The organism is Tateyamaria algicola, from assembly GCF_047715485.1.
GTDB lineage: Bacteria > Pseudomonadota > Alphaproteobacteria > Rhodobacterales > Rhodobacteraceae > Tateyamaria.
Genome location: NZ_CP180422.1, coordinates 2449623 through 2465581, shown reverse-complemented (window position 1 = coordinate 2465581; position 15959 = coordinate 2449623). Strand labels below are relative to the sequence as shown.

Below are 15959 nucleotides of genomic sequence, written 5' to 3'. Positions count from 1 at the left end.
ACTCACCAGGCGGACCAACGGGGAGGTTTACTGCTGCCAGCGGGCCACCAGCTCGTCATAGTTCACGGTCTCGCCTTGCGGCTTCTCGTTGTCGAGCTTGGGCTTGGCGCCGCCATTGGCGAACCAGTACTCGGCGTCCTGCTCTTCATTCAGACGCGGGCCGCAGCCGCCATAGACACCAGCGGCCTCATCAGCCTGCTGCATCCGGGCCATGGTGATGTCCATTTCCTCGGCCAGACGGTCCATCGCCTGCTGAGGTGTGAACGCACCCGAGTTCACGTCGCCGATCTGCTGCCACCAGATCTGGGCCAGCTTGGGATAGTCCGGCACGTTGATGCCGGTGGGCGACCATGCCACGCGGTCAGGCGAGCGGTAGAACTCGACCAGACCACCCAGTTTGGGCGCACGCTCGGTGAAGCTGTCGTGGTTGACCGAACTGTCGCGGATAAAGGTCAGACCCACATGCGACTTCTTCACATCGACCGTCTTGGACGTCACGAACTGAGCATAGAGCCATGCGGCCTGTGCACGATCCGACGGCGTGGATTTCAGGAATGTCCACGATCCCACGTCCTGGTAACCCACCTTCTGGCCTTCTTCCCAATAGGGGCCGTGCGGGCTGGGCGCCATCCGCCACAAGGGGTTGCCCTCGTCATCGACGGTATTGTTGCCTTCGGACTTCGGCTTGACCATGTCGGCGGTAAAGGCGGTGTACCAGAAGATCTGCTGGGCCACGTTGCCTTGCGCCAATGCGGGCAGCGACTGGTAAAAGTCGTAAGACGCCGCACCCGGAGGGGCATAGGCACGCAGCCACTCGTCCCACTTGCGGATCGCATAGACCGCCGCAGGGCCGTTCGCCGCACCACCGCGCGTCACGGATGCACCGGCAGGGTTGCAAGACCCGGCTTCCATACGGATGCCCCATTCGTCGATCGGCACGCCGTTCGGCTCACCCTTCGATCCTGTGCCTGCCATCGACAGCCACGCATCGGTCATACGCCAGCCAAGGTCAGGCGCACGTTTGCCGTAATCCATGTGGCCATAGATCGCGACGCCATCGACTTCCTTCACATCGTTGCTGAAGAAGTCTGCGATGTCCTCATAGGCCGACCAGTTGACCGGAACGCCGAGGTCATAGCCGTACTTGGCCTTGAACGCCGCCTTGTTGTCCTCATCATCGAACCAGTCCTTGCGGAACCAGTAGAGGTTCGCAAACTGCTGGTCGGGCAGCTGATACAGGTTGCCATCCGGGCCAGTCGTGAACTGGATGCCCATGAAGTCATCAAGGTCCAGCGTTGGGGACGTCGTGGCCGCCCAATCACCCGCCATCTGTTCCGTCAGGTTATACGCCAGTTGGAGACGCGAGTGCGTGCCGATCAGGTCGGAATCGTTGACGTAGCCGTCATAGAGGTTCCGCTGAGTCTGCATCTGTGTCTGCACGGCCTGCACCACTTCGCCCTCGCCGAGGATCTGGTGGTTGACCTTGATGCCGGTAATTTCCTCGAACGCCTTGGTCAGAACCTCGGATTCATAACCATGCGTCGGGATACCTTCGGACAGGACGTTGATTTCCATGCCTGCATAGGGCTCGGCCGCACCGATGAACCATTCCATCTCGGCCATCTGCTCGGCTTTGCTAAGCGTGGATGGTTGGAATTCCTGATCAATCCATTTTTGGGCTGCCGCCTGATCGGCCAAAGCAGTCCCATGCCCCGCGATGACAGCAATAGCTGCAGTCGCGGAGAGCAGATACTTGCGCATCTTATCTCCTCCCAAGATTTCTATGTGAGCCGGTTTTTGCCGACTGCTTTACGATAGGCTCAAAATTTTGCCTCTGTCAAACTAATAGTTTAGTAGTAAATTTCCGTTTTAAAACATCGCCTTATTGCCCACCTTGATGATTTTCGGCGCAAAGCGGCACCAATATCGCCACACACAGCAAGGCTTTGCCGCACCACCATTCCACCAGATTGCAGCGCAACGGCGGGGCGCGTACCGCCTATCCACACTACGTCAGCGTATCGAGAAAATGCGCGACAGCGCCAAGGGTGTGTGACGATCCACCGACCCGCCTGGCCATGGACCATGGTGGCTTGCGCGCGCCTGATCCTGCATGTCCGTAGGCGATGCCCTATTGGCAATGCCGTATACGTGCTCCGAAGACATCAGGCGCACCCATCAAGGTGAAAGGGTGTATCGCATGCGTCGGGCCACTGCGCAGCTGCCACATCGGCGATATTGCAATTTCCACAATTATTGATACAAAACGTTTCATTAATATTGAAATGCCTTGACATATGCGTATGCACCATCTACTGTATGCGCAGCGTTTTCACCCGCATTTAATGCCAGATTGCATTTGGCGTAAGGCCAGATTAGGCTGCGCATATGGCCCTGCCCGTCGAAACTTTCTTCTTGTCGCCCACACATCAGGGCACCCTGCAAAGCCAGGTGCAGCAGATGATTGCCCATGGCATTCTGTCGGGCCGGTTCGGCACCGGGGAAAAGCTGCCTTCGACCCGCAAGCTTGCCACCCATCTGGGCATCAGCCGGATCACCGTAACCCTCGCCTATACCGAACTTGTGGCCTCCGACTACCTCACCGCGCGGGGGCGTTCCGGGTATTACGTTTCTTCCAATGCGCCTGTGCCGCCCGTGTTCCAACCCCAGCACGCGGCCAGTGACTCCGTCGACTGGACACGCGCCATCGGACAGCGCTTTGCGGGGGGCGAAACGCTGACCAAGCCGCAGGATTGGGCGCGGTTCCGCTATCCGTTCATCTATGGCCAGACCGACCCGCAACTGTTCGATCACGCCAACTGGCGGCAATGCGCGCTACAGGCGCTTGGACAGCGCGACTTTTCGGCCCTGACCTCTGACTATTTCGATCGGGACGACCCGCAACTGATCGAGTTCATTCAGCGCAATACGCTGCCCCGGCGCGGCATCGCGGCCAATGCCGATCAGATCCTGATCACGCTGGGCGCACAGAACGCGCTGTGGTTGGCCGCCCAGGTGCTGCTGACCCAACGCCGCACGGCCGCGTTCGAGGATCCCTGCTATCCCGCCTTGCGCGAAATCCTCACGCAATCGCGTTGCCACATGGCCCCTGTGCGGGTCGACCGCGACGGCCTGCCGCCCGATGCGATCCCGCCCGAAGCGGACGTGATCTTTACCACGCCCAGCCACCAATGCCCCACCACCGCGACCATGCCCATGGCACGCAGGCAGGCCTTGCTGGACCGCGCCCGCGACCTCGATGCGCTGGTGGTCGAGGATGATTACGAGTTCGAGATGTCCTTCCTCGAACCGCCCTCGCCTGCACTCAAATCCATGGATACGGACGGGCGCGTGATCTATGTGGGCAGCTTTTCCAAATCGCTGTTTCCGGGTCTGCGACTGGGCTATCTCGTCGGCTCGGAACCCTTTGTGCGCGAGGCGCGGGCGCTGCGCACCTCCGTGCTGCGCCATCCGCCTGGGCATATCCAGCGCACAGCCGCCTATTTCCTGTCGATGGGGCACTATGATGCACAGATCCGCAAGATGGGCGCCGCCCTGCACACCCGCCGTTCCATCATGCAAGAGGCGATCGACGCACACGGCCTCGACATCGCCGGGATCGGCGCGTTTGGCGGTTCATCCTTCTGGATGCGCGCGCCCGACGGGCACGACGCGCGCCACCTCGCCGCACAATTGCAGGACAAAAGCGTGCTGATCGAACCCGGGCACACCTTCTTTTCCGGCGAGGATCAGCCCCGCACCTATTACCGCCTCGGATACTCTTCGATCCAAGCGGATCGCATCAGCGATGGGATTGAACTGATCGCAAACTGCCTTGATGGCTAAGCTGGACTTAAATGGGCATTTCAACTGGCCCTAACGCCAACCCGCTCAGGCCTCTAACCTGAGCGACAACGTACTCGGGGCGATTCGACGCCCCCCTTTTTATTTGGAGAGCGCCCCATGAAGATGACCACAGAAGAAGCGTTTGTAAAAACACTGCAAATGCACGGGATCGACAATGCATTCGGGATCATCGGCTCGGCCATGATGCCGATTTCCGACATCTTCCCCGATGCCGGGATCAAATTCTGGGACTGCGCCCACGAGACATCCGGCGGCATGATGGCCGACGGCTTTACCCGCGCCACCGGCAAGATGTGCATGATGATCGCGCAAAACGGCCCGGGCATCACGAACTTCGTCACCGCCGTGAAAACCGCCTACTGGAACCACACGCCGGTTCTGCTGGTCACACCGCAGGCCGCCAACAAGACAATCGGTCAGGGTGGCTTCCAGGAAATGGAACAGATGAACCTGTTCGCTGACTGTGTCGCCTATCAGGAAGAGGTCCGCGACCCGTCGCGCATCGCCGAAACCCTGAACCGCGTGATCATGCAGGCCAAGCGCGCCTCGGCCCCCGCACAGATCAACATCCCCCGCGACTTCTGGACCCAAGTGGTCGACATCGAACTGCCCGTCATCGTGGACTTCGAACTGCCCCAAGGTGGTGACACCGCCGTGGCCGAAGCCGCCAAGATGCTGAGCGAAGCCAAATTCCCCGTCATCCTGAACGGTGCTGGCGCGGTTCTGTCCAAGGGCGGCATCGAAGCCTCGCGCGTTCTGGCCGAGAAACTCGACGCACCCGTCTGCGTTGGCTACCAGCACAACGACGCCTTCCCCGGCAACCACCCGCTGTTCGCAGGTCCGCTGGGCTATAACGGCTCCAAGGCCGGCATGCAGCTGATCAGCCAGGCCGACGTTGTTCTGTGCCTCGGCACGCGCCTCAACCCGTTTTCGACACTGCCCGGTTACGGCATCGACTACTGGCCCCAGGACGCCAAGATCATTCAGGTCGACCTGAACCCCGATCGCATCGGCCTGACCAAAAAAGTCACAGTCGGCATTGTCGGCGACGCAGCCAAAGTGGCCAACGGCATCACCGCACAACTCAGCGATGACGCAGGCGACACCAACCGCGCCGAGCGCAAGAACACCATCGCAACCACCAAATCCGCATGGGCGCAGGAACTGACCTCGATGACCGAGGAACAGGACGATCCCGGCACCAACTGGAACGAACGTGCCCGCGCGGCCAAACCCGACTGGATGGCCCCCCGCATGGCATGGCGCGCGATCCAGGCCGCACTGCCGGTCGAGGCGATCATCTCGTCCGACATCGGCAACAACTGCGCCATCGGCAACGCCTATCCATCCTTCAACGAAAGCCGCAAGTACCTGGCCCCCGGCCTGTTCGGCCCCTGCGGCTACGGCCTGCCCTCGATCGTGGGTGCGAAAATCGGCAAGCCTGACGTGCCGGTTGTGGGTTTCGCCGGTGACGGCGCCTTCGGTATCTCGGTCAACGAGCTGACAGCCATCGGCCGCGGCGACTGGCCTGCCATCACGCAGATCGTCTTCCGCAACTACCAGTGGGGCGCGGAAAAGCGGAACTCGACCCTATGGTTCGACGACAACTTTGTCGGCACCGAGCTGGACGAGCAGGTGTCCTACGCCGGTATCGCCAATGCATGTGGCCTCAAGGGCGTGATCTGCCGCACCCAGGAAGAGCTGACAGCGGCACTGGACCAGGCGATCAAGGACCAGATGGAAAACGGTGTCACCACCCTGATCGAAGCGATGATCAACCAGGAATTGGGCGACCCCTTCCGCCGCGACGCGATGAAGAAGCCCGTCGAAGTGGCCGGCATCAGCAAAGACGACATGCGTCCGCAGGTTGTGTAATCTACGTGGACTTTAACGAACGAACAGGGTGGGCGGCATGAGCGTGCTTGACAATATCCAGGCGCGCGCAGCCGCCCACCCCGCCCATATCGTGCTAAGCGAAGGCCACGATCCCCGGATCGTGGCTGCCGCCATTCGTGCCACCCAGATCGGGCTGGCCACCGTTTCCCTTGTTGGCGAGACCCAGTTGATCGAGGCTGAGCTGAGCGCGCAAGGCGCCACCGCCTCTGACACATTGCGGATCGCCGACCCCGCGACATCCTCCCAAACTGCACCTTTTGCCGACGCGTTTCACGAGCTGCGCAAACACAAGGGCGTCACGCCCGAAAAGGCCGATGCACTGGTGCGCGGCTCGCTGGTCTTTGCCGCCATGATGGTGCGGCAGGGTCAGGCAGATGGCACAGTCGGCGGCGCAGTCGCGACAACATCCGACACCGTACGCGCCGCCCTGCAAGTGATCGGCAAGGCCAAGGACGCCGCCCTCGTCTCCAGCTTTTTCCTCATGGTGCTGCCCGATGGTCACCCGTCGGGGCGTGACGCGATGATCTTTTCCGACAGCGGCCTCGTCATCGACCCGAACAGCGAAGAGTTGGCAGCCATTGCCGCACAATCCGCCGCCTCTTACACCGCCCTTCTGGGGGCAGACCCCAAGGTGGCCATGCTGTCCTTTTCCACCATGGGCAGCGCGCGCCATCCGAACGTGACCAAGGTCACGGACGCCGCCGCGATCCTCAAGGAACAGCACCCGCAGATCGCCTCGGACGGTGAATTACAGTTCGACGCCGCCTTTGTCCCCGATGTGGGGGCAAGCAAGGCCAAAGGGTCACATGTTGCAGGCCATGCAAATGTGATGATCTTCCCCAATCTCGATGCGGGCAACATTGGCTACAAGATCGCGCAACGTGTCGGCGGCTGCACCGCCATCGGCCCGATCCTTCAGGGCCTCGCCAAACCCGCAAATGACCTTAGCCGGGGATGCACGGCCGATGATGTCATGCACATGATCGCCGTCACCGCCCTGCAAGCCGCCGCCAATCAGGAGACCTCATGAACCAGCCCAAGCTCGATCTGTCGCCCAAGGTCTCTGACGAGGTCCGCAAAACCACATGCTACATGTGCGCCTGCCGCTGCGGCATCAACGTGCATCTTAAAGACGGCAAGGTGGCCTATATCGAAGGCAACCGCGACCACCCCGTGAACCAGGGCGTGCTCTGCGCCAAGGGCTCGGCAGGCATCATGCAGGTCAACGCGCCGTCGCGTCTGCGCAAGCCGCTGAAACGTGTTGGCGAACGCGGCGCGGGCGAGTTCCAGGAAATCGAGTGGGACGAGGCCCTGCAAATCGCGACCGACTGGCTGGCCCCCATCCGCAAGGATGACCCCAGCAAGCTGGCCTTCTTCACAGGCCGCGACCAGTCCCAATCCTTCACCAGCTTCTTCGCCCAGAACTTCGGCACACCGAACTACGCGGCCCATGGCGGCTTCTGCTCGGTCAACATGGCGGCCGCAGGCATCTACACGATGGGCGGCGCGTTCTGGGAATTCGGCCAGCCCGATTGGGACCACACCAAGCTGTTCATGCTGTTCGGCGTGGCCGAAGACCACGACTCCAACCCGATCAAGATGGGCATCGGCAAGATCAAGGCGCGCGGCGCCCGCGTCATCGGCGTGAACCCGATCCGCACCGGCTACAACGCCGTAGCCGACGATTGGGTGGGCATCACACCCGGAACCGACGGTCTGTTCATCCTGTCGATGGTCCACTGCCTGATGAAGGCTGGCAAGATCGACGTGAACTACCTCGCGCAATACACCAACGCGCCCTGCCTGGTGAATGGCGACGAGAAATCGCCCGAATTCGGCCTCTTGCTGCGCGATGACGACGGCAAAGAACTGGTGATGGACCGCGCAACCGGCAAACTGACCCCGTTCGACCAAAAGGGCGTCAAACCCGACCTCACCGCCACGCACCGTCACGCAGGCATCAGCCACCGCACCGTCATGCAGCACATGGCCGAGCGGTATCTGAGCGACGAATACGCCCCCGAGGCCGTGGCCGACCGTGTCGGCATCTCTGCCAAACGCATCCGCACGCTGGCCGCAGAAATTGCCCGCGTTGCCTTTGACGAGGCATTCGAGCTGGATCAGGAGTGGACCGACTTCCGCGGCGAAACACACAAGACGATGCAGGGCCGCCCCGTCTCTTTCCACTCCATGCGCGGCATCAGTGCCCACGCCAACGGCTTCCAGACCTGCCGCGCCCTGCACGTGCTGCAAATCCTGCTGGGCAGTGTCGAGGTTCCCGGCGGCTTCCGCTTCAAACCGCCCTATCCAAAACCGGCCACAGCGCACCCGAAACCCCATTGCGGCGTCACACCTGACAAACCGCTCGACGGCCCACACCTCGGGTTCGTGCAAGGCCCCGACGATCTCGCCCTGAAAGAAGACGGCACACCGGCGCGCATCGACAAGGCATTCACCTGGGAAAACCCGATGTCGGCCCACGGCCTCATGCACATGGTGATCTCGAACGCCTATGCGGGCGATCCCTACAAGATCGACACGCTGTTCATGTACATGGCGAACATGTCGTGGAACTCGTCCATGAACACGCGCGGCGTCATCGACATGCTGACGGACAAGAACGAGAACGGCGACTACGTCATCCCGCGCATCATCTATTCGGATGCGTATAGCTCGGAAATGGTCGCCTATGCCGACCTGATCCTGCCCGACACCACATACCTCGAACGCCACGACTGCATCTCGCTGCTCGACCGGCCCATTTGCGAGGCTGACGCCGCCGCCGACGCGATCCGCTGGCCCGTGATCGAACCTGATCGCGACGTGCGCGGGTTCCAGTCGGTGCTGTGCGAACTTGGCGCCAAACTCGGCCTGCCCGGCTTTACCAACGAGGACGGCGGCCAGAAGTACGCGGACTACGCCGACTATATCGTGAACCACCAGCGCAAACCCGGCATCGGCCCGCTCGCAGGCTTCCGGGGCGACGGCGATCAGGCCGGGCGCGGCGATGTAAACCCCGACCAGCTCGACAAATACATCGAAAACGGCGGTTTCTTCGTCGAACACATTCCGGACGGTGCAAACTACTACAAACCCTGGAACGCCGGGTATCAGGACTGGGCGGTCAACCTCGGGCTCTATGATAGCCCCCAACCCTACCTGTTCTCGCTCTATGTCGAACCCATGCGGCGCTTCCAGCTTGCCGCCGAAGGGCACGGCGACCGCCAGCCCCCCGATCACCTGCGCGAACGGATCAAGGCCACGATGGACCCGCTGCCGATCTGGTACGACCCCGCCCCCGAGAACAAGGTGGACGATTTCCCCATCACCGCGCTCACTCAGCGCCCCATGGCGATGTACCACTCATGGGGATCGCAAAACGCGTGGCTGCGCCAATTGCACGGGCACAACCCGCTTTACCTGCCAACCAAGCTGATGCGCGACAACAACCTCACAGATGGCGACTGGGCCAAGGTAACCTCGCCCCATGGCGAGATCACTGTCCCCGTCCTCGAAATGGCCGCGCTCAACGAAAACACGGTGTGGACGTGGAACGCGATCGGCAAGCGCAAGGGCGCCTGGGCACTCGACGAAAACGCACCCGAAGCGACCAAAGGCTTCCTGCTCAACCACCTGATCCACGAGTTGCTGCCGCCCAAGGGCGATGGCCTCCGCTGGGCCAACTCCGACCCGATCACAGGTCAGGCCGCATGGTTCGACCTCAAGGTCCGCATTGAAAAGGCCGACGCGCCCGCCGAGTCCCAACCAGCGATGAAGCCGATCAAATCCCCCGTTGGCAAAGGGCCCAAGCAACTCTCGTGGAAGGTGGGCAAATGACCGGCATCCAGCGCACCCTCCTGGCCATCGCGGCCTTCCTCGCAGTGGCCATAGGCACGTTCATCTACTTCATCGCCAACTGGGACGCGTCCAAAGCGGCCCCCATCGGCATGAAAAACGAGACTGCTCCCTTCATCTTGCAGACTAAACTCCGGGGTCCGGGGCAGCGCCCCGGTCCTGCCCCCGCAGCAGGAGCAACCGCATGACAACTCTTCCCCAATCCACGACGCGCAAACTCGGCCTGGTCATCGATCTGGATACCTGCGTGGGCTGCCATGCCTGCGTGATCTCATGCAAAGGCTGGAACACCGAAAACTACGGCGCGCCCCTGTCTGACACAGACGCCTATGGCAGCGACCCCTCGGGCACCTTCCTCAACCGCGTGCACAGCTTCGAGGTCCAGCCACCCCAAGGCGAAGCGCAACTCATCCACTTCCCCAAATCCTGCCTGCATTGCGAGGACGCGCCCTGCGTCACCGTCTGCCCCACGGGCGCCAGCTACAAGCGGGTCGAAGACGGCATCGTGCTGGTGAACGAATCCGACTGCATCGGCTGCGGCCTGTGCGCCTGGGCCTGCCCTTACGGCGCGCGCGAAATGGACGCCGTCGAAAAGGTGATGAAGAAATGCACCCTCTGCGTCGATCGCATCTACAATGAAAACCTGCCAGAGGAAGACCGCGAACCCGCCTGCGTGCGCACCTGCCCGGCCGGTGCACGCCACTTTGGTGATTTCGCAGACCCCGACAGCAACGTGTCCAAACTGACGGCTGAACGCGGCGGGATGGACCTGATGCCCGAACAAGGCACCAAACCGGTCAACAAGTACCTGCCGCCACGCCCCAAGGACACGCTGAGCGAGGGCGCAGGCGACATCGACATCCTCGCCCCCTATCTCGAACCCGTGGCCCAAGAGGCCTCAGGCTTCCTCGGCTGGCTCGACAAAACGCTGGAGAAACTCTGATGCATCCCGCACCTTCCGTCATCTTCTTCACCGTGTTCTCGGGCATCGGCTTTGGCCTGCTGACCTTCCTTGGCCTGGGCTATCCAAACGTCACCGGCTGGACGGCATTCGCGTTCTTCGTGATCGCCTATCTCTGCGCCGTGGGCGGGTTGATCTCGTCGACCTTCCACCTTGGCCATCCCGAACGCGCGATGAAGGCGTTCACGCAATGGCGCTCCTCCTGGCTCAGCCGCGAAGGTGTCTGTGCTGTCATCGCCCTGCTGGTCATGGCGCTTTATGGCATGGGCCTTGTGTTCTTTGGCCAGCGGTGGGGCCTGCTGGGATTTGTCGGCGCGATCTTCTCGCTGCTGACGATCTTCACCACATCCATGATCTACACCCAGCTCAAGACCATCCCGCGCTGGAACTCCCCCGCGACACCGGGCATGTTCCTCAGCTATGCGCTGGCGGGCGGCGCCCTGCTGTCTGGCCAGATCACGTGGGCCATGGGCCTGCTGGTCGTGGCCGCAGTCATCCAGGTGTACCTCTGGGCACAAGGGGACGGCGCGTTGGCCGGGTCCGGCTCTAACCTCGCCACAGCGACGGGTCTTGGCGCCGATGGCAGCGTGCGCGCGTTCGAACCGCCCCACACCGGCACCAACTACCTGCTCAAGGAGTTTGCTTATGTGGTGGGCCGCAAACATGCGATGAAACTGCGCGTGATCGGTCTGGTCCTGATGGCCGTGATCCCGATCCTGCTGCTGGCCGCGTCCTTCTCGCATTTCATTGCGCTGTTGGCGGTCGTCAGCCATGTCGCAGGGGCACTCACCACCCGCTGGCTGTTCTTTGCAGAGGCCGAGCATGTGGTCGGCCTCTACTACGGCAAAAGATAAAAGCAAGGTGGGCAAACAAGCCCGCCTTTTCCTTTTCAGAGAAGCGCGGCATGCTCCAGCCCGGCATCGACCAGTGCCTTGGTCTCGTCCGCAAGGCCAACAAGCGGCAGGCGCACCTCGTCCGAACACAGGCCTAGGCGCGACATCGCGTACTTCACGCCCACCAGCCCCGGCTCGGTAAAGATGGCCTTGTGCAGCGGCATCAGCTTGGTCTGGATCTCCAGCGCAGTCGCATAATCCCCCGCAAGGCACGCCTCCTGCATCTGGCTCAGCAGTTTGGGCGCCACGTTCGCGGTCACGGAAATACAGCCCACGCCGCCCACGGCGTTGAATCCATGCGCCACCGCATCTTCGGCACACATCTGGATAAAATCGGTGCCGCAGGTGATGCGTGTGTCGCACACGCGGGCCATGTCACCGGTCGCATCTTTGACGCCGACAATACGGGGCAGTTTCGCCAGCTCACCCATCGTCTCGGGTGTCATGTCGATCACCGACCGGCCCGGGATGTTGTAGATAAAGATCGGGATGTCGGCACAGTCATGCAGCGCCGTGTAATGCGCAATCAGCCCACGCTGGGTGGGCTTGTTGTAATAGGGCGTGACAACCAGTGCGGCATCGGCCCCCACACGGGCGGCATGCTCGACAAAGCGGATGGCCTCGACCGTGTTGTTCGACCCGGCCCCGGCAATCACGGGCACGCGGCCCGCCGTCGCCTTGACCACGGTTTCAATCACGGTCTCATGCTCTTCGTGGGTCAGCGTGGGGCTTTCCCCGGTGGTGCCAACAGGCACAAACCCATGTGTGCCCTCACCGATATGCCACTCGACCAGCTTCTTGAGGGTTTCCAGATCCAAAGCGCCGTTACGAAACGGCGTGACGAGGGCAGGCATAGAACCTTTAAACATTCTCACGCTCCTTTTTTACGTGTGGCAGGCGGATGGCCTGGGATGAAATGCGCATATGCCGCAGAGGTGAGTTGAAACGTCACGTATCGTGCATATGCTCAGAGGCTCTAGCCATGTGACCACAGGAAATGCAAGTGATGAGCCGGATTGCCCTCGCCGTGATGGCGCTTTTTCTGCTGTCTGTGGCCGCGCTGGCCGAACGGCCACGCCCGTTGGGCTGGGCGCTGGACGCGATGCGGGGCGGCAGTTGGGATACGGCGGCCGCACTTGCAGCCCGCGATGGCCCGGTGGCCGCCGACATCATCGAATGGCACCGCCTGCGCGCCGGGCGGGGCACATGGGATGACATCGACGCCTTTCTCACACGACGCCCCGACTGGCCGGGCGAGGCATTTCTGCGCCGCAAATCCGAACCCGCGGTCGCCAAGGCGGGCCCAGAGGCCGTGCTGAAATTCTACGCAAACACCGCCCCACAAACCGCCCAGGGCGCGCTGGACTATGCCAAGGCACAGGCCGCCATGGGCAATGAGGGCGAGGCCCACGCAACCGTCGTTCTCGCCTGGCGCAGCATGGACATGTCGTCCAGCACACGCGCGCTCTACCTGTCGCTTTACCGCAACCTCATCGCACCCCATCACAGCGCGCGGGCCAGCGCGATGGCGTGGGAAGGCGAAGGCGAAAACGCCCGCGCCATGTTCGACCTCATTCCCGAGGGCGAGGCCGCGCTGATCCGCGCCCGCTTCGCCCTGCAAGCCCGCGCGGGCAATGTCGATTCCCTGATCGAAGCCGTGCCAGAGGCGCTGCAAAACGATCCCGGCCTCGCGCATGACCGGTTTGAATGGCGCATCCGCAAGGGGCGTTGGGCCGACGCCAAGGCACTGCTGCTCGACCGCTCACGCTCTGCGGAGGCTCTGGGCATGCCCGAGGAATGGGCCAACCGCCGCCGCGCCATGGCCCGCGACGAGATGCGCGATGGGGAGGCCGCGATTGCCTACCAACTCGCCGCCCGGCATTTCCTGACCGCCGGGTCCAGCTATGCCGATCTGGAATGGCTGGCGGGCTACATCGCCCTGCGCCAACTCAAGGACCCGGAACTGGCCCTGGCCCATTTCAAGAACCACCGCAGCGCCATCGCCTCTCCCATCTCGCGCGGGCGGGCGGGTTACTGGATCGGGCGCGCGCACGAGGCGATGGGAAACACGGACGAGGCAGCGGCATCCTATGCAGACGGCGCGCAGTTCCAGACGTCGTTCTATGGGTTGCTGGCAGCAGAACGGGGCGGATTGCCTGTCGATCCGGCCCTTGCGGGGGACGAGGCATTCGCTGACTGGCGCACCTCCGATCTCAACCAGCGTGATCTGTTCCGGGCCGGGCTGCTCTTGCAGGCCTCGGGCGAACGCGACATCGCCGAACGGTTCTGGACGCATCTGGCCGAATCCCTCGACCGCGCGCAGGCCGGGCAACTTGGTCAGGCCGCCATCGACGCCGAGCAACCGCATCTGGCCGTGATGATCGGCAAGCGCGTGGCCCGGCGCGGCATCACCCTGCCCGCCCCCTACTATCCCTTGCACCCGCTGGCCGAGGCCGATCTGCCCATGGCCCCGGAAATGAACCTCGCCATCGCCCGACGCGAAAGCGAGTTCGACCCGGTCGTGCAATCCGGCGTGGGCGCGCGGGGCCTCATGCAGATCATGCCCGCCACCGCGCGCGAAGTCGCCGCAGGCCTCGGGCGCAGCAGCGAACATTCCACCGACCGGCTGACCGCCGATCCCGTCTACAATGCCGAACTGGGCGCGCAGTATCTCAGCGAACTTGCGGGCCGCTTTGATGGCAACGTGATCCTGATGTCAGCCGCCTATAACGCAGGGCCCAGCCGCCCCACACGCTGGATGGGGCTCTATGGCGATCCGCGCAACGAGACAGAGGATTTCGACGTGATCGACTGGATCGAACACATCCCCTTTCGCGAAACCCGCAACTACGTGATGCGCGTGACGGAAAGCCTGCCGATCTACCGCGCGCGGCTGGGCAAGGACGCGCTGCCGGTGTCCTTCACCGAGGAACTCACCGGCTCAACCCTGCTGCCGTTCGCGCCACAGGGTGAATAGGCCCGCCGCCACGATGATGGCCGCCCCAATCAGAACGTTGATCTGCAAGGCCTCGCCGAACAGGGCGATGCCCACGGCGGCGGCAAACACCATCTGGAAATAGGCAAAAGGCTGGACCGCGCTGGCCTCCGCCACCTCGTAACAGCGGATCAACAGCCAATGGCCCAGCGACCCCGTCAGGCACAGCGCGCCCATCCACATCCAGTCGGCCCCGGTCATCGGCTCCCAGAACCACAGTCCCACCGCCGTCATGCCAACGGCCCCCACCGTGCCCGTCCAGAAAAAACTGGTGGCGGTGTCATCGTCGCGCGCCACATAGCGGGTCAGCAGCCCGTAGGTGGCAAACATGATCGCCGCGATCAGCGGGATCACGGCTGCCGGGTTGAACACGCCCAACCCTGGTTTGAGGATGAACAGCACGCCAACAAACCCCACGCCAATCGCCGCCCAACGGCGCCAGCCCACATGCTCACCCAGGATGGGCCCGGACAACGCCGCCACCAGCAGCGGATAGGCGGCAAAGACCGCGTGGCTTTCCACTAGCCCCAGAATGGTGAACCCGGTCACCATCACGCAAATCTCAGCCGCCAGCAGACCGCCGCGCAGGATCTGGATACCAGGGCGTTTCGTGCGCGCCGCGGCGGAGATCCCCCCGGCCTTGCGCCCCGCGATGGTGATGACAAAGGCGGCAAAAAACCAATAGCGGATCATCACGACCATGTAGACGTTGTATTCGCCCGCCAGATGGCGCGAGATGCCGTCCTGCCCCGCAAAGACCACCGATGTGGCCACCATCAGCGCGATGCCAAGGCGCGTGTTGTTGCCCGCGCTCATCGCAAGGTCGCGCGCGTCATGTGCCGCTTGCGGCCAAAGCCGGGCGTGCGGGTGACGTCAAACCCCGCCGCCTCCAGCCCCCGGCGCACAAATCCCGCCGCCGTATAGGTCGCCGCAGTGCCACCGGGGGCGGTGTGACGGGCCACCTCGGCCATCAGATCAGGGCTCCACAGCTCGGGGTTCTTGGCCGGCGAAAACCCATCCAGATACCACGCATCGGCATGTCCGTCCCACGCAGGCAGATATGCGCGCGCATCGCCTTCGATCACCTCAAGCGTCACACCGTCAAAAGCAATCACGCCCGCGGTGCCAATCGCCGCCACCAATTGCGCCGACAGATCGGCCAGCTCGGGAAACACGGCCAGCGCCGTGGCCATGTCCGACGGTGCCATCGGATAGGCCTCGAAACTGGTGAAATGCAGCGTGCCGGGCACACCCGCCGCACGCCACGCCGCCCATGTCGCCAGAAAATTCAGGCCCGTGCCAAACCCCAACTCCGCCACCCGGAACCCGTCGCAAAACCGCGCAGGCAGGTCATTGCCGTCCAGAAACACATGCCGCGTCTCGTTCAACCCGTCATCGAGGCTGAAATAGGGATCGTCAAAGCGCACCGACACCGGCACCGCCCCGTCGCGCCACTCCAGTTCTGCCCGCTGGTCCTGCATTGCCCGCCCCT

At 62.8% G+C, this 15959-nt stretch carries 13 protein-coding genes; 9 read left to right on the top strand and 4 right to left on the bottom strand.

Features of this window, described 5'->3' with window-relative positions:
* Positions 1-27: 27 nt before the first annotated feature.
* Complete coding sequence (locus tag ACMHLQ_RS14480; protein ID WP_415401403.1) at positions 28-1761, bottom strand: ABC transporter substrate-binding protein; 1734 nt, start codon at positions 1759-1761, stop codon at positions 28-30.
* A gap of 136 nt (positions 1762-1897) precedes the next feature.
* Here ACMHLQ_RS14480 and ACMHLQ_RS14475 point away from each other — a divergent pair, with 136 nt between their 5' ends.
* The 8 genes from ACMHLQ_RS14475 (at position 1898) to ACMHLQ_RS14440 (ending at position 11433) form a co-directional block, all read left to right on the top strand.
* The gene (locus tag ACMHLQ_RS14475) at positions 1898-2056 is read left to right on the top strand and encodes a hypothetical protein (RefSeq protein WP_415401402.1); all 159 of its coding nucleotides are present in this window, start codon (positions 1898-1900) and stop codon (positions 2054-2056) included.
* Positions 2057-2388: 332 nt separating this feature from the next.
* A complete protein-coding gene (locus ACMHLQ_RS14470) occupies positions 2389-3846 on the top strand; it encodes a PLP-dependent aminotransferase family protein (protein WP_415401401.1) in 1458 nt (485 codons plus the stop codon).
* Positions 3847-3963: 117 nt separating this feature from the next.
* On the top strand, positions 3964-5742 hold the full coding sequence (gene xsc, locus ACMHLQ_RS14465; RefSeq protein ID WP_415401400.1) for a sulfoacetaldehyde acetyltransferase: 1779 nt from the start codon (positions 3964-3966) through the stop codon (positions 5740-5742).
* A 37-nt stretch (positions 5743-5779) separates the two neighbouring features.
* The gene (gene pta, locus ACMHLQ_RS14460; RefSeq protein WP_415401399.1) at positions 5780-6793 is read left to right on the top strand and encodes a phosphate acetyltransferase; all 1014 of its coding nucleotides are present in this window, start codon (positions 5780-5782) and stop codon (positions 6791-6793) included.
* Positions 6790-9600: a molybdopterin oxidoreductase family protein gene (locus tag ACMHLQ_RS14455; RefSeq protein WP_415401398.1), complete on the top strand. Its 2811-nt coding sequence runs from the start codon at positions 6790-6792 to the stop codon at positions 9598-9600. Before pta ends, ACMHLQ_RS14455 begins: the two co-directional genes overlap by 4 nt.
* Positions 9597-9806: a hypothetical protein gene (locus ACMHLQ_RS14450; RefSeq protein ID WP_415401397.1), complete on the top strand. Its 210-nt coding sequence runs from the start codon at positions 9597-9599 to the stop codon at positions 9804-9806. The genes ACMHLQ_RS14455 and ACMHLQ_RS14450 overlap by 4 nt, the downstream gene beginning before the upstream one ends.
* Positions 9803-10561: a 4Fe-4S dicluster domain-containing protein gene (locus tag ACMHLQ_RS14445; RefSeq protein ID WP_415401396.1), complete on the top strand. Its 759-nt coding sequence runs from the start codon at positions 9803-9805 to the stop codon at positions 10559-10561. The genes ACMHLQ_RS14450 and ACMHLQ_RS14445 overlap by 4 nt, the downstream gene beginning before the upstream one ends.
* Positions 10561-11433 carry a dimethyl sulfoxide reductase anchor subunit family protein gene (locus ACMHLQ_RS14440; RefSeq protein WP_415401395.1) on the top strand — a complete coding sequence of 291 codons (873 nt, stop codon included), beginning with the start codon at positions 10561-10563 and terminating at the stop codon, positions 11431-11433. Before ACMHLQ_RS14445 ends, ACMHLQ_RS14440 begins: the two co-directional genes overlap by 1 nt.
* A 35-nt stretch (positions 11434-11468) precedes the next feature.
* On the opposite strand, the gene dapA is transcribed toward ACMHLQ_RS14440, so the two are convergent.
* A complete protein-coding gene (dapA, locus tag ACMHLQ_RS14435; protein ID WP_415401394.1) occupies positions 11469-12341 on the bottom strand; it encodes a 4-hydroxy-tetrahydrodipicolinate synthase in 873 nt (290 codons plus the stop codon).
* A gap of 128 nt (positions 12342-12469) precedes the next feature.
* On the opposite strand from dapA, the gene ACMHLQ_RS14430 reads away from it, so the two are divergent.
* Entirely contained in the window at positions 12470-14449 is a 1980-nt protein-coding gene (locus ACMHLQ_RS14430) for a transglycosylase SLT domain-containing protein (RefSeq protein ID WP_415401393.1), read from the top strand.
* Here ACMHLQ_RS14430 and ACMHLQ_RS14425 read toward each other — a convergent pair.
* Positions 14414-15283 (bottom strand): DMT family transporter, encoded by an 870-nt coding sequence (locus tag ACMHLQ_RS14425; protein ID WP_415401392.1) that lies wholly within the window; start codon positions 15281-15283, stop codon positions 14414-14416. The two genes, ACMHLQ_RS14430 and ACMHLQ_RS14425, sit on opposite strands and share 36 nt — an antisense overlap.
* On the bottom strand, positions 15280-15948 hold the full coding sequence (gene mnmD, locus ACMHLQ_RS14420) for a tRNA (5-methylaminomethyl-2-thiouridine)(34)-methyltransferase MnmD (protein ID WP_415401391.1): 669 nt from the start codon (positions 15946-15948) through the stop codon (positions 15280-15282). The genes ACMHLQ_RS14425 and mnmD overlap by 4 nt, the downstream gene beginning before the upstream one ends.
* Positions 15949-15959 lie beyond the last annotated feature (11 nt).